The organism is Acinetobacter lwoffii (assembly GCF_022967985.1).
Taxonomy (GTDB): Bacteria; Pseudomonadota; Gammaproteobacteria; order Pseudomonadales; family Moraxellaceae; genus Acinetobacter.
The window spans coordinates 13,317-30,522 of the sequence record NZ_JALJVC010000014.1 but is presented as its reverse complement, the minus strand read 5'-3'; the positions used below and the strand labels follow the sequence as shown (position 1 = coordinate 30,522).

Below are 17,206 nucleotides of genomic sequence, written 5' to 3'. Positions count from 1 at the left end.
ACCGGCCTTTTTTCTTCTAAATGGAGAGCCTCTAAATGACAAAACTGACTTGCTTCAAAGCCTATGATATTCGCGGCAAACTGGGTAGCGAACTCAATGAAGAGATTGCCTATAAAATTGGCCGTGCTTATGGACAGATCTATCAGCTTAAAACAGTTGTCATTGGCTGTGATATTCGACTCAGCAGTGAAGGTTTAAAACAGGCGACCATTCGCGGTTTAAATGATGCCGGGGTTAATGTGCTGGATCTCGGCATGACCGGGACTGAAGAAGTTTATTTCGCGGCCTTCCACCTCGATGTACAAGGTGGAATTGAAGTCACTGCCAGCCATAATCCGATGGACTATAACGGCATGAAACTGGTGCGTGAAAATGCCCGTCCGATTAGTGCAGATACAGGCTTAAAAGAAATTCAGGCCTTGGCAGAATCGGGACAATTCATTGAAGTTAGCCAAAAAGGTCATACTGAAAAATATAATATCCTGCCAGAGTTTATCGATCACCTGATGACCTATATCGATCCGGCAAAAATCCGCCCGATGAAACTGGTGATGAATGCCGGTAATGGTGCCGCAGGTCATGTGGTGGATGCGCTTGAACAGAAGTTTCAACAGCTACAGATCCCGGTTAAATTTGTCAAAATTCACAATGAGGCCGATGGTAACTTCCCGAATGGTATCCCCAATCCAATTCTGGTTGAAAACCGTGATAGCACCTGTAATGCGGTCATTCAGCATGGTGCGGATATGGGCATTGCCTGGGATGGCGACTTTGACCGCTGCTTCCTGTTCGATGAAAAAGGTCAGTTCATTGAAGGTTATTATATTGTTGGCCTTCTGGCTCAGGCATTCTTGCTGAAGCAGTCCGGTGAAAAAATTGTGCATGACCCGCGTCTGGTCTGGAATACGCTCGATGTCGTGGAGCAGTATCAGGGGATTACCGTCCAATCAAAATCAGGTCATGCCTTCATTAAAGATGTCATGCGTGAACATAATGCAGCCTATGGCGGGGAAATGAGTGCCCATCATTATTTCCGTGATTTTGCTTACTGTGACAGCGGCATGATTCCATGGTTATTGGCTATGGCTGTACTATCTGAAACAGGAAAATCCTTATCTTCTCTCGTGGAAGAAATGATCGCCAAGTTCCCATGTTCAGGTGAAATTAATTTCAAAGTTGCAGATACCCAAGCAACCATCCAGAAACTTTTCGATCATTATGCCGAGCAGAAACCTGAAATTGACCAGACCGACGGCGTGAGCCTGAATTTTGGTAGCTGGCGTTTTAATGTGCGTGCATCCAATACTGAACCATTATTGCGTTTGAATATTGAAAGCCGCCGTGATCATCATCCACGCCCAATGCAGGAGTATGTTGATGAGCTGACCCAGCTGATCCAGGGCGAATCTTAATTCCTCAAAAGCCTGAAAACAGTGCCCTTTAAACCAGAGAAAAGATTCCAGTTTTTAGGGTACTTTTCCGACTTGAAGCTTTTATGGAAAATGTTTTTCGAGTATATCCACTGTGATATTTGGATTCATTTTCCGCGCAAACAGCATGCCTGATTGCCTCATTTTATCAAAATCCGATTCATCTAAAGTCCTTGGATAATCCGGTCCTGAATCCCAATCAATATATCTTAGTCCACCTTCACAAACGTTTTGCTCATCTTCGGGGCAGTATATTTTTTCTTTTAAATACGAATTATAAATAATAGTATGAAAATAAACTTCATCTGCACAAATTGAATTCTTAAATGCTAAATCATAATTTTTATTATTTTCTATAAAAGCTAAAATATAACTAACAGCTTGATTACTTAGGGTAAACCATTGTGAGCCTTTATAAAGTTTTGGTAATTTATCAATATCCTGATTAAATAAACCAATTTTATGCAGAAAAGTTAAAATTTTACATTTAATTTTTATCCATATTGATTTTTTCTTATTCAGAAAAAATTTTGGATATAAATATTTAACCTGAATCGCAGGATCTGCAAGATACTCATAACCTATATATTCCCGATCATTGGTTAAAAGATATTTTTCTATATGCTCTACCTTCATCAATGGAATATCATCACCGGATAAAAGAGAAAAATACTGATAATCAAATTGACTTGCATAATTTAAGAGTTTTAGGGTGGTTTCAATTTGAGTATAACCACCCCACTCCACATCAGTTCTATCTGTTAAAAAATGTATTTGTGGACTATTTGGTAAAAATTTTCTTATATGAGCAATATCCGATTTCTTATCAACATGAATAAGAATAATACTATTGCTGCTAGTAATTAGCTTCTCCACCAAATAAATTAAGGGATTGGTTAAACGATGACAAACAATCCCATAAATAAAATTCATATTTATTATCAATATCCTTTGGGATTCTGTTTCTGCCAGTTCCAGCTGTCGGCGAGCATATCCTCCAAGCCATATTTAGCTACCCAGCCAAGTTCCTGTACAGCGCGTGTATTGTCTGCAAAACAGGTTGCCACATCCCCTTCACGACGTGGTACAAATTCAAATGGAACATCAACCTCATTCACCTGCTCAAAGGTATTCTTGACTTGCAGGACTGAAATTCCATTGCCAGTACCAATATTCCAAGCTCGGCAACCTTGAGAAACTAGACGGTTCTTCAGGGCACACAGATGTGCATTGGCCAGATCCACTACATGAATATAGTCCCGCACGCCGGTACCATCGACCGTGTCATAATCATGACCAAAAATAGACAGCTTTTCACGACGACCTACAGCCACCTGAGTTACATAAGGCATTAAATTATTTGGGATACCTTGTGGATCTTCCCCAATCTGACCACTTTTATGTGCACCGACTGGATTAAAATAACGCAATAAGGCAATCGACCAGCGTTCATCCGCCACAGCCAATTTTTCTAGTAGCTGCTCAACTATTAGTTTGGTATAACCATAGTTATTCGTTGGTATGCCAGTAGGCATCTCTTCATTTAAGGGTGAAGGATTGTTTTCCCCATAGACCGTAGCCGACGAGCTAAATACCAGTTTAAACACCTGTGCGCGCTGCATAGCCTGAACCAGACTGATTGAACCGGCAATATTGTTGTCAAAATAGGCCAAAGGAATCTGCTGGCTTTCCCCCACCGCTTTCAATCCGGCAAAATGAATCACCGCATCAATCGAATTTTGCTGAAAGACCTGATCGAGTAACTGGCTATCCCGGATATCTCCTTCAACAAAGGTCAGGCTTTTGTGACTTAACTGCTGGACACGATTTAAAGACTCAGCTGAGCTATTGCACAGATTATCCAGCACGATCACTTCATGTCCAGCATTCAGCAATTCCACACAGGTATGTGAACCAATATAGCCTGCTCCACCCGTTACCAAAATTTTAGCCATATTACTTTCCTAACAAAATTTTAATTAAGCCTTGGGTAGAACCGTCCAAACCATTCAGATCGGTTTGTTCGCCATTCAGTATTGGCAATAGCTGGTTGGCAATTTCCTTGCCCTTTTCTACGCCCCACTGGTCAAACGGATTGATATTCCACAGCACAGACTGAACAAATACCTTATGTTCATAGAGTGCAATTAGCATGCCCAAACTGTATGGATTCAACTCTTGCAGCAACAAGGTACTACTCGGCTGATTACCTTCATACTGCTTATAGGCCGGCAAGCTTGCCAATTCGGCCTGATCCAGCGCTTCATTGCCAAAAGCCAGTAAACGCGACTGCGCCAGACAGTTAGATAAGGCCAGATGATGTTGTTCTACCAATGCTTCGGCACTGTCTGCATAGGTATATTGCTGGCTGTTATAACGCTCTACCGGCGCAATAAAATCACAGCTAACTGACTGAGTGCCCTGATGCAATAATTGATAGAAGGCATGCTGGGCATTCGGCCCCACTTCACCCCAGATGATCGGACAGGTATCAAACTGGACTTTCTCTCCATTACGCTGGATTGACTTACCATTTGATTCCATTTCCAGCTGTTGCAAGTAAGATGCAAAATATTTCAGCCGTCCGTCATAAGGCAGAATCGCATGGGTCTGAATATCCAGAAAATTGGTATTCCAGGCTCCCAACAATCCCATCAATACCGGAATATTGCGTTCAAAAGGCTGGTACTGAAAATGCTGATCCACTGCATAGGCGCCAGCGAGCAGCTGCTTAAAGCCTTCAATCCCGATACTCAAGGCAATTGGCAGTCCGATACAGGACCAAAGTGAATAACGCCCGCCAACCCAGTCCCAAAGCAATAACTGGTTTTCCGGTGCGATACCCCACGCGGTCATTTTTTCCGGCTTGGTTGATACTCCAATAAAATGATGCTTAAGAATATAAGGATGCTGACCTAAAGCCTTTTCCAGCCATAAACGGACTGTTTGTGCATTAGTCAGAGTATCAATGGTGCCAAAGGATTTGGAGGAAATAATAAACAGTGTCGTTTCCGGACGCAGCTGATGCAACAGCTCGGACAGCTGACTACCATCCATGGTCGAAACAAAATGTACGTTGAGTGGCTGGGCAGACTGGTATTTAAAATCAGATAAAGCGTGCGTGACCATCAAAGGACCCAGATCTGATCCACCAACACCAATATTGACCACATCCTGAATCACTTCCCCGGTAGCACCGCGACGCTGTCCAGCATGAATCTGTTCCACTAGGGCATACATCCGCTCCAGCTGGGCATGTACGTCTGCTGCCAGATCAGCATGCTGTTGGTCCTGTTTAGGCAGGCGTAGTGCCCAGTGCATGGCAGCACGCTGCTCGGTATAGTTGATTTCCTGATTAGAAAATAGGGAGCCAATCCAGGATCTGAGGTTCTGTGCATCGGCCCATTCGATCAGGCCCTGCAGCACATTTTTATTGATTCTGTGTTTACTATAGTCAAATAGCAGTTGTTCAAACTGGATAGAATATCGATTAAAGCGCTCTGGGTCAGCTGCAAACAGCTCCCGCAAATGCTCAGACTGAAGCTGTTCTTTATTCGAGGCGAGTTTCTGACACACAGTTTCAGTGTCGAGATTTGGATTAAAATGGCTCAACATTAACGTCCTACCCCAATATAATTAAAACCACGTGTCTTGATATACGTCGGATCATACAGGTTACGCCCATCCAGAATCAGGGGATGCTGCATCAGCTTGATCAAATATGGATAATCCGGACTGCCATACTGTTTCCATGCCGTAATCAGACACAAGGCATGCGCCCCTTCCACGGCCTGATACTGGTCTTTACACAGGATCAGATCTTCCCGTGGCCCATAGACCTTTTCAATATTTGCGATTGCCTGAGGGTCATGTAACTTGACCGTCACGCCTTGCGCCCACAAAGCGGTCAGCATGGCATGTACCGGAGACTGTTGGATACTCGGTGTATTTTCCTTAAAGGCTGCACCCCAAATCGCAATGACTTTACCCTTTAAGTCTCCACGGAAATAGTTCCAGAGTTTACGAAACAGTAATTCTTTTTGCTGTTCGTTAATGTCCCAGACCTGTTCCAGCAACTGGTTTTTTACCCCTGAATCTGCCACGGCGTGAGTAAGCGTCCGGATATCATGGGAGAAATTCTCTCCACCAAAACCAACGCCGGGGAACAGATAGGCAGAACCAATCCGGTTATCCGCAGCCATGCCTTGCCGTACCTGTTCAATATCAATGCCAAGCTTTTCTGCCACACTGGCCAGATCATTCATATAACTGATCCGGGTGGCCAGCATGCCGGAAATACTCAGCTTGGTAAATTCGGCATCCAGAACCGGCATAAATAGATACTGCTGCGCGCGTGGAAATAGGGGACGTAATAATTCTTTGATTTTAGGCTGTATATCTGCATGATCACAGCCCACAATCAGCTGGGTGGCCTGAGTAAAGCTACGCAATGCATTCCCTTCCTGGATAATATCTGGCAGATAAATCCAGTCATCATTCGGCAGCAACTGCTGAAAACGTTGCGTGCCATGCAAGCCAAAGGTCGAGGCATTAATCATTAGTTTGGGATGGGCAAAACAGGCATGCCGGATGGTATCTACCATCTGAAACGCCTGTTGTTCTTCAGTCGCATTAAAACTAAAGAAAAAAACATCCTGATTAAAATCCAGATACTGAAAATCGCAACAGTTTAAAAAGCCAGACTTTTCCTGTTTTTGCAGTAATAGCTGGAGGGATTCATCCTGGAAATAGGGCCGAGCTGATTCAGCTGCACCGAAGCTATTACACCAGACCACCTGATGACCACATTCAGATAAAAGGGCCGACATGACCCCGGAAAATAGGGTTTTTCCCAATACTGCGACTTTCATATTATTCCTTTCTATTATTTTTATTACAAAGCCAGTTCCTGAATTAATGCTTTAAACTCAGTACCGAGTTTAGGATGATCAACGCCATAATGTAAAACAGCTTTTAGATAACCTAACTTACTGCCACAGTCAAAGGTCTGGCCTTTCATGCGGTAGGCTTCTACAGCTTCTGTCTGCTGCAGCATGGCAATTGCATCGGTCAGCTGGATTTCATTGCCTGCCCCGCGTGGTGTCTGCTCTAAAAGCTGCATGATCTTGGCGGGTAGAATATAACGCCCGACCACAGACAGGTTTGAAGGTGCTGTACCCACTGCCGGTTTCTCGACAATGCCTTGCATGACAATACTGTTCCCTTCCGCAGGCACTGCTGCAACATCAACAATGCCATATTGGTCCACTAGATGTTCAGGCACTGCTTCAACCATGATTTGTGAAGCTTGAGATTGTACATAGCGCTGAATCATGCGTGACAGGTCATTTTCCGGATCCTGATCTTTCACTAGCACATCTGGCAATAACACCGCAAAATCTTCATCGCCAATCACAGCTTTGGCACACAGTACGGCATGCCCCAGGCCTAAAGGCTGAGGCTGACGTACACTAATCACACTCACACCTGCAGGCAAAATTTCAGTAATCTCTTTGAGTAAGTCCGTTTTGTTTTTTTGCGCAAGGGTGGTTTCAAGTTCAAAGTTACGATCAAAATAATTTTCAATCGATGCTTTAGAAGAATGGGTCACCAGAATAATCTGCTCAATTCCGGCAGCAACCGCTTCACGTACCACATATTCAATCGCAGGGCGATCCACGACTGTCACCATTTCTTTAGGAATGGATTTACTGGCAGGTAAAAAACGTGTACCTAGACCCGCCACAGGGAGAATTGCTTTTTTGATCATATCTATAAAAACCTAGTTCACTTTAATTTCGTTACCGCGTACATAACCATCCACATAATGTTCTAATTGTGCCAGTGCCCATTCAATATCGGACTGAGTCGCGCTAAGTTCATGCATACGGTTAAATACTGCCAGAATTTCTGCCAATGGATAATGTTTCTCGACAGATCGTAGAATACGCGTATGCGCGGTAATTTCTGTATTTTCTTCGTCAATCAGCAGTTCTTCATAAAGTTTTTCGCCTGGACGTAGCCCAGTATATTGAATTTCAATATCACCATTCGGGTCTTTATTATCTCTGACTTTGAGTCCGCTAAGGGCAATCATTTGACGAGCCAGATCCTGAATCCGTACTGGCTCGCCCATATCCAGCAGGAACACGTCGCCTCCTGTACCCAAAGCACCGGCCTGAATCACCAGTTGCGAGGCTTCCGGAATGGTCATAAAGAAACGGGTAACTTCTGGATCGGTCACGGTAATTGGACCACCTTTAGCAATTTGCTGTTTAAACAGCGGCACGACCGAGCCTGAAGAACCGAGGACATTACCAAAGCGCACAATACTGATCTGGGTCTGATCCTGAGCCTCTGCCATAGCCTGACAGTACAGCTCTGCCATACGTTTGGTCGCCCCCATCACATTGGTTGGACGTACCGCTTTATCAGTTGAAATCAACACAAAGGTTTCTACACCTTTTTTTACCGCCGCATTCACACTAAAGGCGGTTCCAACAGCATTGTTTTTCAAACCTGCCAGCGGATTACACTCCACCAGCGGCACATGCTTATAAGCAGCAGCATGATAAACGGTTTGTATGCCATATTGTTCAATCACTCGTTCTAACTTACGTTCGTCGAGAACTGAACCTAAAATTGGAATAATTTCACAGCTTGCCGTAAGACGTAATTCTTTATCGATACGATATAAAGCAAATTCTGTTAGCTCATAAATAATAATTTTGACAGGCTGATTTCTAATAATTTGGCGACATAGTTCTGAACCAATCGAGCCACCCGCGCCTGTCACCATGACTACTTTATTTTTAATATTTTTAGCCAAAAGCGCTGGAACTGGTGGTACAGGATCACGCCCCAGTAAATCAATAATATCCACTTCCTGAATATCAGAAATTCGAATTTCACCATTGACCAGTTTAGTCAGCCCCGGAATCTCGGTAATTTTTAAATGAGCCGGCTCTAAAAACTTGATAATTTCACTTTTACGTATTCGCCCTACTGACGGCAGTGCAATTAAAATTTCATCAATTTTGAATTTTGTAAAACATTTCAAAGCAATATGTGGTAAAAAAACTTGGATACCACCAATATTTTGGCCACTTAAAGAAGGATCATCATCAATAAATATAATCGGTAGATGTTCATTAGAACGGTTTAAAGTAGCTGCTACTTGCTGACCAGCATGACCTGCTCCATAAATCGCGATACGTTTTTTCGGTACACCTGACTTCAAATAAGATTGAACGACAAAACGAATAATACCCCGGCTAAACCAAACCCAAGCGAACATCATAAAACCAAACATTAAAGGGATTGATGTCGGAATAAAGGCATGTGTACTATAAGCCAACAAGTACAAACCAATCACGCTTAATATGGTTGCCAGACCTAATTTGGCAATAAAAAATTCATTAAAGGTACGAACAATAAAACGGTATACACCACAAATAAACAGCGCAAAGACTGTAATAGCACTGACCCAAACTGACCCAAAGGGAATATTGGGTACAACTTCTGCACCGAGATCAAACTGTCGAATGACATAACAAAGCCAGATCAGAACCGGGAAAATAAAGAAGTCCAAGACGACCAAAAATACTAATTTTGCTGATCGTGGAGATTCAACTAATGGCAAGATGATAGATTTCACGTGATGTGTCTTCTCAATATGACTTATAAGTTTCAACTCAATTTAAATATTAGAATGACTAAATTGAAACCTGGATAAATTTATCAAATGCACCCATCGGTACATTCTACGTGACTGAATCATTGATAGATTATATACGAGCAATCACTTGTTGAATGCCATATTCGGTTGTTTGAATATTATTTTCTGTTAATGTCGGATGCACCAAAAACATTAAACTAGTTTCACCCAATTGCTGCGCATTTTTCAAACGTTCTACTGGACGCCATTTTGTATGATCAAACGCATGCTCCAAATAGACCTCTGAGCAAGATCCGCTGAAACAAGGCACGCCCAAAGCATTAATCTCTGCCATAATTCGGTCACGTGACCATCCTTCAGGCAAAGCATCGATATTGACCTGCACATAACATTTATAAGCAGCATGTACATAATCATCGGATGGGCGATGTACAGTAAAATATGGACTATTCTCAAAACAACTCAAAATTCTTTCAGCATTTTTAGTACGTTTTTCCGTCCATTCCGGCATCATTTTGAGCTGAATACGCCCAATCACTGCCTGCATTTCCATCATACGCCAGTTAGTACCAAAAGAGTCATGTAACCAGCGGAACCCCGGTGGATGCTGCTTGTTATAGATGCTGTCAAAGTTCTTACCGTGATCTTTATAAGACCACATTTTTTTCCACAGGGTTTCGTCATTGGTGGTCACCATACCGCCTTCACCGCCTGTCGTCATAATCTTGTCCTGACAGAAGGACCAGGCCGCGACATGACCGATTGAACCCGCAGATTTGCCTTTGTATTTTGCCCCATGCGCCTGTGCACAGTCTTCAATTACATACAGGCCTTTATCGGCAGCCAGCTGCATGATCGGATCCATGTCGCACATCCAGCCCGCCAGATGTACACAGATAATCGCTTTGGTATTTGGGGTTAAAACTGCTTCAATTGTTCGTGCAGAAATATTTTGGGAGTCCAGTTCAACATCAGCGAAGATCGGATTTGCCCCAGCCGTGACAATAGAACTGGCAGAAGCTAAAAAAGTACGAGAAGTGACAATCACGTCATCCCCTGCGCCAATGCCTAAGGCTTTTAACGCTACATCCAAAGCTACAGTGCCATTAGCCAGCGCCACGGCATATTTGGTTTCTGCAAACCGGGCAAATTCTTTTTCAAACTCTCGGCATTCCTGTCCAGTCCAGTAGTTGACTTTATTCGACAATAATACCTGAGAAACCGCATCCGCTTCTTCCTGAGTAAAACTTGGCCATGGTTCAAATGCAGTGTTTAACATGATGTGTCCTGAATTTTTAAAATTTAAAAACTTATTTTTTCTCTAGAATCCGTGCCGGATTGCCGATTACTGTTACACCCGGTGGTACACTTTTGGTCACGACTGCCCCCATACCGACCACGGCGCCTTTGCCAATCACCAAAGGCTTGTCCGGTGTGCCCTGTTTGATCACGGCACCTGTTCCAATATAGGCATGGTCTTCGATATGGATATTGCCATTGCATTTCACCCCGGGAGCAAAGGTGACATAATCACCAATGACACAGTCATGCTCAACATAACTGTATAGGTTGGCATGAAAACATTTGCCAATTTTAATATTAGAGGTGAGGGTTACAAAGGGACTTAAAGCAGCACCTGGGGCAATCTCTATATCATCCATACATACGACATTATCTGCCTGAACTGCCCACAGCTCAATTGCATCTTGTTCAAGTTTTATCGCAATTTTTTCACGAACCTGACTATTGGCAATCGCAATGAGAACTGACTTTCTATCAGCCTTTAGATTTTTAAATGCTGCATAATTTAACGCTCTATGCCCATTAACCGACATTTCTTCGATCAAACTGTCATCAATAAAATAGATTTCGGTTTTTATATACTGACGCTGTAATTGCTGACGGGCGACAGGCATCAAGCTTCGGCCACAACCTGAAACGCCATACACGGCATAGATTTCAGTCATGAATCTTGTCCGTTTTTGTGCCGGTAAATTTGGTCATGGTCGCTTCACCCTCAGCACTGATATCATCTTTTGCTAAAACTTTATGTATCGTTTTAAACATAATTTTAAAATCGAGCCATATCGACTGATTTTCCACATACCAGGTATCCAGCTTAAATTTTTCTTCCCAGCCAATGGCATTGCGGCCATTGACCTGCGCGTGACCGGTCATGCCCGGACGGACATTATGGCGTTTGGCCTGTTCGGGACTGTAAAGTGGCAGGTATTCCATCAGCAGGGGGCGTGGACCGACAATACTCATATCGCCTTTGATCACGTTCCAGAGTTCTGGCATTTCATCCAGACTGGTAGAACGCAGCATTTGGCCAAAAGGTGTTAAACGCTCATTGTCCGGCAATGGCTTACCCTGCTCGTCCACAGCATCTTTCATGGTCCGGAACTTGATCATTTCAAAGGGCTTGCCATGTAAACCGGGACGTACCTGACGAAATAGCACAGGCGAACCTAAGTTCTTTTTTACTTTGTAAGCAACAAAGGCATAAAGGGGTGAAAGCAGGATCAGAGCTATGGAGGCGATGATAATATCGAGAAGGCGCTTAATCATGTTGTACCTTTTCAAAAACTTCAATGAACTGTTTAACGCCACTTTCTAAAGATAATTCCTGTAAATAATAATTACGCGCATTCAAGCCCATTTGTAGTTGCTCACTAGCAGGTAAGTGATAAATTTTTAAAATAGCTTGCTGAATACTTTCTACATTTTCAGATATTGCTACACAACCGCACTCAGCAGCTTTTACAAGATCAGCAGCATTACCCTCTACAGCCATTAACACGGGTTTACCCATCGCCATATAAGCCTGAGTTTTAGAAGGTACTGTGATTTCAAATAAAGGATCTTTTTTTAAGTGTACCAGTAATAAATTAGACAGCTCTAATACACCGCCAACTTCAGCCATAGGCATACGAGGGATAAAAATCGCGTTAGATATATTTTCAACAATTAAACGTTGTTTTAAACGTTCAGTTTCTGTTCCTCCGCCAACAAAGACAAATTGAATATCCTTAATATGTTGGACTTTTTTAGCAACCTCTAAAATAGTATCCAAAGCCTGAGCTTTTCCCATATTTCCTGCAAAAACAATATTAAATTTATTCTGCATGAGTTGTTGATATTCAACCTTTGCAGACTGAGCCTGCGTTAAACTCTGCTCATCACACCAATTATAAATAATGCTAATTTTTTCTTCTGGTACACCACGTTCTGTCAGCAGCTTTTTAAAGCCTGGACATAAAACGACAATATGATCAGCAAACCTATAAACCAGCTTACAGACTGAATCAATAAGATTTAAAATTTTATTGTTATTCAGCATGCCTGTTGCTTTTAGGGTATCAGGCCACATATCCTGAATGTCATAGACAATCGGTGTACGTCGAAAAAGTTTCATAAAAATAGCAGTGATCCCCACAGTTAACGGGGGATGATAAGCATAAATGACATCAGCTTTTTTGGTTGCAAAAATGCCAAAAAGTATTGCCATAAATGCAAAGCTAATATAATTAAAAATTCTTTTTAACGCAGAGCTATCATGATTAGGATATAAAGCAACACGTAAAATGGATATTCCATCTACTTCTTCACGTTGATAAAGTTTTAATTTATATCCATCATAAATTTTCCCACCTGGATAATTTGGGAACCCCGTGAGTACCTGAACATCATGACCTTGTCGTTTTAACTCTTTGGCAAAAGCCAGTCCTTTAAAAGTAGGTTCAGGATCAAACCACTGCGTTAAAAGAAGAATTTTCATATTTTAGTACTTCTTCCACACTACACGATTCACATAGTCGGTATAGCTTAAAATTATACGCGCCACCTTTTCACTCACGTTTGGCATACTGTAGTCAGCCACTAAGCGCAATAATCGTTCTTCGCCACGTGGTTGATGATCCAAAATCTCTAAACCTTGTAAAATCCGCTCTGCAGTTAAACCCACCATCATCACCGCAGCTTCTTCCATACCTTCAGGACGTTCATGTGCCTGACGCAAGTTCAAAGCAGGAAAATTCAGAATAGAAGATTCTTCATTAATGGTGCCGCTATCCGACAAGGTTGCTTTTGCAGAAAGTTGCAACTTATTGTAATCACTGAATCCAAGTGGCTTTAATAACTGAATAAGTGGATGAAATTCAATATTTAGCTCTTCAATACGCTTACGGGTACGAGGGTGCGTTGAAACAATCACAGGATATTGATATTTTTCAGCCACTGCATTCAGCATCTTAACCATATCTAAAAAGTTTTGATCCGAATTAATATTTTCTTCACGGTGTGCACTGACAATAAAATATTGATGCTCTTTTAAACCTAAACGATCTAACACATCTGAAGCTTCAATTTTAGCCTTATAGTGATTTAACACTTCAAACATGGGGCTACCTGTTTTAATCACCTGATCTGCAGGTAGGCCTTCTGCTAATAAGTAATCTCGTGCAATCGTACTATAGGTCAAGTTAATATCAGCCGTATGATCGACAATACGACGATTAATTTCTTCTGGCACTCGCATATCAAAACAACGGTTCCCAGCTTCCATATGGAAAGTTGGAATCTTACGACGCTTAGCAGGAATGACCGCCATACAGCTATTGGTATCACCTAATACCAGTAAGGCTTCTGGTTGCACTTCTTCTAATACTTTATCTACAGCAATAATCACATTACCAATCGTTTCAGCACCCGTCACACCTGCAGCATTTAAAAAATGATCTGGCTTACGAATACCCAAATCGGTAAAGAAAATTTCATTGAGTTCATAGTCATAGTTTTGACCGGTATGTACCAATACATGATCGAAGTACTGATCACACGTAGACATGACACGTGATAAACGAATAATTTCAGGACGCGTTCCAACAACGGTCATTAATTTTAATTTCTTCACAATCTTAACTCTTAATGTGTTAGTGGCATGGCATAAGTATCTGGTTTCTCACGGTCAAATATTTCATTTGCCCAAAGCATCACTAGCATTTCATCTTCACCAATATTGGTAATATCATGGGTCCAGCCTGGCACAGTTTCTACAATTCGTGGTTCATCACCACAAGTTTCAAGCTCATAGAACTCACCTGTAACCACATGCTTAAACTTAAATAATGCCTTACCTTTAATCACCAAAAATTTTTCTGTTTTGCTGTGATGATAATGTCCACCACGCGTAATTCCCGGATGTGCAGTAAAGTAGGAGAACTGCCCTGCATCCGGTGTTTTCAGCATTTCAACAAATACTCCACGCTGGTCGCCATATTTAGGTACGCTATAGTCAAACTGTTCAGGCTTTAAAAAACTTAAATAGGTTGAATACAATGCACGGGTTAAACCAGTACCCACTCGATCTGTAATCAAGCTTTCACGTGACTGTTTAAAACCTGCCAGCGTTTTAGCCAACTCACCTACGCTGATTTGATATTCAGGTTCTATAACGAAAGTTTGCTCTACCTTTTGTGTACCTTGAATAACATTCCAGAATGACTCTACGACATCATCCACATAGACTAGGCGAATAAGCGCATTTTCATCATGAATCTGAATCGGTAAGTCATTTGCAGTGTTATAGCAAAATGTTGCAACAGCCGAGTTATAATTTGGACGTGACCATTTACCAAATACATTGGCCAAGCGGCAAATATATACAAGGTTGCTTTGCTGTTGATGCAAATCTAATAAGGCTTGTTCACCACCCAATTTACTCTTTCCATAAACATTGTCATGCTCCGCCTGAATAGACGAAGAAAGGATAATTGGAGTCTGCTTTTTTGATGGTTTAAGAATATCTGCAATTTTTTGTGTCAGCGTGATATTTCCCTCAATAAATTCTTGCTTATTTAAAGGGCGGTTTATTCCTGCTAAATGTACAATCCAGTCCGCAGCAAGTACAGATTGTTCCAATTCTGACTCAGTAGAATCTCGATGAAACTTTAATACTTCAACATCAGATTTTTCTGATAGAAATTGAATCAAGTTTTTGGCAATAAAACCGTTGGAACCTGTGACTAAAATTTTCATGTTTAAGCCTCTGGGTCTACATACTGGCCTTGAGTTAAAGCACGCACAAATTCAAGTTTTAACAATAACTTTTTCATACTTTCGACATCTAAGCGCTCAGTATTATGTGAATTATAATCTTCATATTGAGTAATTTTTAAATCACCATCTTCTACATATTTTTCATAGTTCAGGTCGCGTTGGTCTGCCGGTACTCGGAAGTAATACCCTTGGTCTATTGCCACTACCATTTCTTCACGGCTAAGTAAAGCCTCATAGGCTTTTTCACCATGACGCGTGCCCATAATTGAAACAGGATGATCTTCTACATTGAGCAATTCTTTTAATGCTTGAGCTAGTACTTCAATCGTAGCTGCTGGAGCTTTTTGAACAAAGATATCGCCATTTTCGCCATGTTCAAAAGCATACAATACCAGATCAACTGCATCCTCTAATGTCATCATGAAACGGGTCATATTTGGGTCAGTAATGGTAAGCGGTTTACCTTGACGCATCTGATCTACAAACAATGGAATCACAGAACCACGTGAAGCCATGACATTGCCATAACGTGTACCACAAATTACCGTTTCCAATTCTTCTAAGTTACGTGACTTCGCCACCATGACTTTTTCCATCATGGCTTTAGAAATACCCATAGCATTGATAGGATAGACAGCTTTATCTGTACTTAAACATACCACACGTTTTACACGGTTCTGAATAGCCGCTTCTAAAACATTTTCAGTGCCAAGAACATTGGTTTTAACCGCTTCCATTGGATGAAATTCACAAGAGGGAACTTGTTTTAATGCTGCAGCATGATAAATATAATCTACTCCACGCGTGGCATTTAAAACACTGTTATAATCACGCACATCGCCGATATAAAATTTCAGTTTAGATGAATGGTATTTTTTACGCATGTCATCTTGCTTTTTTTCATCGCGGCTAAAGATACGAATTTCTTTAATATCCGTTTCTAAAAAACGGTTTAGAACAGCATTACCAAATGAGCCTGTACCGCCTGTAATAAGTAAAGTTTTGTTTACAAAAGTCATTATTTAATCCGCTAAAAGTTGCATAATCTTAGAAATATCGTTTTCAATCAATTTTTGGGCATATGGTAATTCATTCTGGACAGCTGTTACTATTGCATTTTTCATAGATTCTACACTGTAAGGATTAAAAACTAAGGAAGGTTCACACACTTCATAGGTATAATTCAAATCTGCTGCAATAATTTTACATCCCCCATCAATAGCTTCTGCGAGTCCCAAACCAAAACTCTCAGCTAATGAAGGAAATATTAAATATTCATGGCTTAAATAAAATTCAGCTAGCTTTTCTCTTTCAATAAAACCAACATTTCTAATAGGATAACCTAAATTTATTTTTTCTTTAATAAGACCACATAGATTAATATCTGAAATTGGTACAGTAATTGTTAAGCTCCCTTTTTTTATTTCATCATAAGCCAAACAAAAAGACTCTATTAATTTATAGTGATTTTTATGAGGAGAGCTATTGCTTACATAAAGAAAACTTTCTGGCACTTTTTTCTGAGTAAATTCACAGAAATCAAGCGGAGGATAAAATGGAGCAATAATAATTTTTTTATTGGATTTTGATAAATATTTATAGGAAAAACCATTCGCAATATAGTTACTTTGAACCAGCCAATAATCTGCATTTTTTTTAAAAAAATTTAGAAAAATTTGTTTAGCAATATAAGTAAATTTATTTTTAAAGGAAAAGTTTTTAGGAATATGTAGAAATAATGGTTGATGAAAATAAACAAAAACTTTAGACCTTAAACGAATAGTAGGTGGTAAATTACCAAAGCAGAAAACTTTATTAAATTTATTTTTATTTTTATTATAAAAAAAATGTCGCTCTAATATAGAGTTAGATATAAACTCTTTTCTATTAACTGGTATATCACTAAAGCAATTTTCAACCCTTAAATCAAGTAAGTAAAAAACATCTAATGATTTTTTTTCAAAAAAATCAATTAGATATTTAAGGAGAACCAAACCACCTCCATTATTTATATATACAGCATCTAATAAAATCATAA

Annotated in this window: 15 protein-coding genes; 1 reads left to right on the top strand and 14 read right to left on the bottom strand. The window is 40.8% G+C overall.

Annotated elements, in window-relative coordinates; genetic code table 11:
* The first annotated feature begins 35 nt into the window (after window positions 1–35).
* A complete protein-coding gene (locus MWG72_RS09585) occupies window positions 36–1,412 on the top strand; it encodes a phosphohexomutase domain-containing protein (RefSeq protein ID WP_247143918.1) in 1,377 nt (458 codons plus the stop codon).
* A gap of 81 nt (window positions 1,413–1,493) precedes the next feature.
* Here MWG72_RS09585 and MWG72_RS09580 read toward each other — a convergent pair whose 3' ends face one another.
* The 14 genes from MWG72_RS09580 to MWG72_RS09515 all read right to left on the bottom strand — a co-directional run bounded on the left by MWG72_RS09580 (window position 1,494) and on the right by MWG72_RS09515 (window position 17,204).
* On the bottom strand, window positions 1,494–2,363 hold the full coding sequence (locus tag MWG72_RS09580) for a beta-1,6-N-acetylglucosaminyltransferase (protein ID WP_005245382.1): 870 nt from the start codon (window positions 2,361–2,363) through the stop codon (window positions 1,494–1,496).
* A gap of 8 nt (window positions 2,364–2,371) precedes the next feature.
* Window positions 2,372–3,385, bottom strand: a complete 1,014-nt coding sequence (gene galE / locus MWG72_RS09575; RefSeq protein ID WP_247143917.1) for a UDP-glucose 4-epimerase GalE — start codon at window positions 3,383–3,385, stop codon at window positions 2,372–2,374.
* Between the two features lies 1 nt (window position 3,386).
* Window positions 3,387–5,045, bottom strand: a complete 1,659-nt coding sequence (gene pgi / locus MWG72_RS09570; RefSeq protein WP_247143916.1) for a glucose-6-phosphate isomerase — start codon at window positions 5,043–5,045, stop codon at window positions 3,387–3,389.
* Entirely contained in the window at window positions 5,045–6,301 is a 1,257-nt protein-coding gene (locus tag MWG72_RS09565; protein ID WP_247143915.1) for a nucleotide sugar dehydrogenase, read from the bottom strand. The genes pgi and MWG72_RS09565 overlap by 1 nt, the downstream gene beginning before the upstream one ends.
* A gap of 23 nt (window positions 6,302–6,324) precedes the next feature.
* Entirely contained in the window at window positions 6,325–7,200 is an 876-nt protein-coding gene (galU, locus tag MWG72_RS09560) for a UTP--glucose-1-phosphate uridylyltransferase GalU (protein WP_247143914.1), read from the bottom strand.
* A gap of 12 nt (window positions 7,201–7,212) precedes the next feature.
* Window positions 7,213–9,087, bottom strand: a complete 1,875-nt coding sequence (locus MWG72_RS09555) for a polysaccharide biosynthesis protein (protein WP_247143913.1) — start codon at window positions 9,085–9,087, stop codon at window positions 7,213–7,215.
* 130 nt (window positions 9,088–9,217) lie between these two features.
* A complete protein-coding gene (locus MWG72_RS09550; protein ID WP_247143912.1) occupies window positions 9,218–10,387 on the bottom strand; it encodes a DegT/DnrJ/EryC1/StrS family aminotransferase in 1,170 nt (389 codons plus the stop codon).
* 31 nt (window positions 10,388–10,418) lie between these two features.
* Entirely contained in the window at window positions 10,419–11,075 is a 657-nt protein-coding gene (locus tag MWG72_RS09545) for a NeuD/PglB/VioB family sugar acetyltransferase (RefSeq protein ID WP_247143911.1), read from the bottom strand.
* A complete protein-coding gene (locus tag MWG72_RS09540) occupies window positions 11,068–11,679 on the bottom strand; it encodes a sugar transferase (protein WP_247143910.1) in 612 nt (203 codons plus the stop codon). The genes MWG72_RS09545 and MWG72_RS09540 overlap by 8 nt, the downstream gene beginning before the upstream one ends.
* Entirely contained in the window at window positions 11,672–12,889 is a 1,218-nt protein-coding gene (locus MWG72_RS09535) for a glycosyltransferase family 4 protein (protein WP_247143909.1), read from the bottom strand. Before MWG72_RS09535 ends, MWG72_RS09540 begins: the two co-directional genes overlap by 8 nt.
* Before the next feature lie 3 nt (window positions 12,890–12,892).
* Window positions 12,893–14,023 carry a non-hydrolyzing UDP-N-acetylglucosamine 2-epimerase gene (wecB, locus tag MWG72_RS09530; RefSeq protein ID WP_247143908.1) on the bottom strand — a complete coding sequence of 377 codons (1,131 nt, stop codon included), beginning with the start codon at window positions 14,021–14,023 and terminating at the stop codon, window positions 12,893–12,895.
* 11 nt (window positions 14,024–14,034) lie between these two features.
* Window positions 14,035–15,147: a UDP-2-acetamido-2,6-beta-L-arabino-hexul-4-ose reductase gene (gene wbjC, locus MWG72_RS09525; RefSeq protein ID WP_247143907.1), complete on the bottom strand. Its 1,113-nt coding sequence runs from the start codon at window positions 15,145–15,147 to the stop codon at window positions 14,035–14,037.
* Between the two features lie 2 nt (window positions 15,148–15,149).
* Window positions 15,150–16,187: a polysaccharide biosynthesis protein gene (locus MWG72_RS09520; RefSeq protein ID WP_247143906.1), complete on the bottom strand. Its 1,038-nt coding sequence runs from the start codon at window positions 16,185–16,187 to the stop codon at window positions 15,150–15,152.
* A 3-nt stretch (window positions 16,188–16,190) separates the two neighbouring features.
* Window positions 16,191–17,204, bottom strand: coding sequence for a glycosyltransferase (locus tag MWG72_RS09515; RefSeq protein ID WP_247143905.1), 1,014 nt, complete (start codon window positions 17,202–17,204; stop codon window positions 16,191–16,193).
* Window positions 17,205–17,206: the final 2 nt, after the last annotated feature.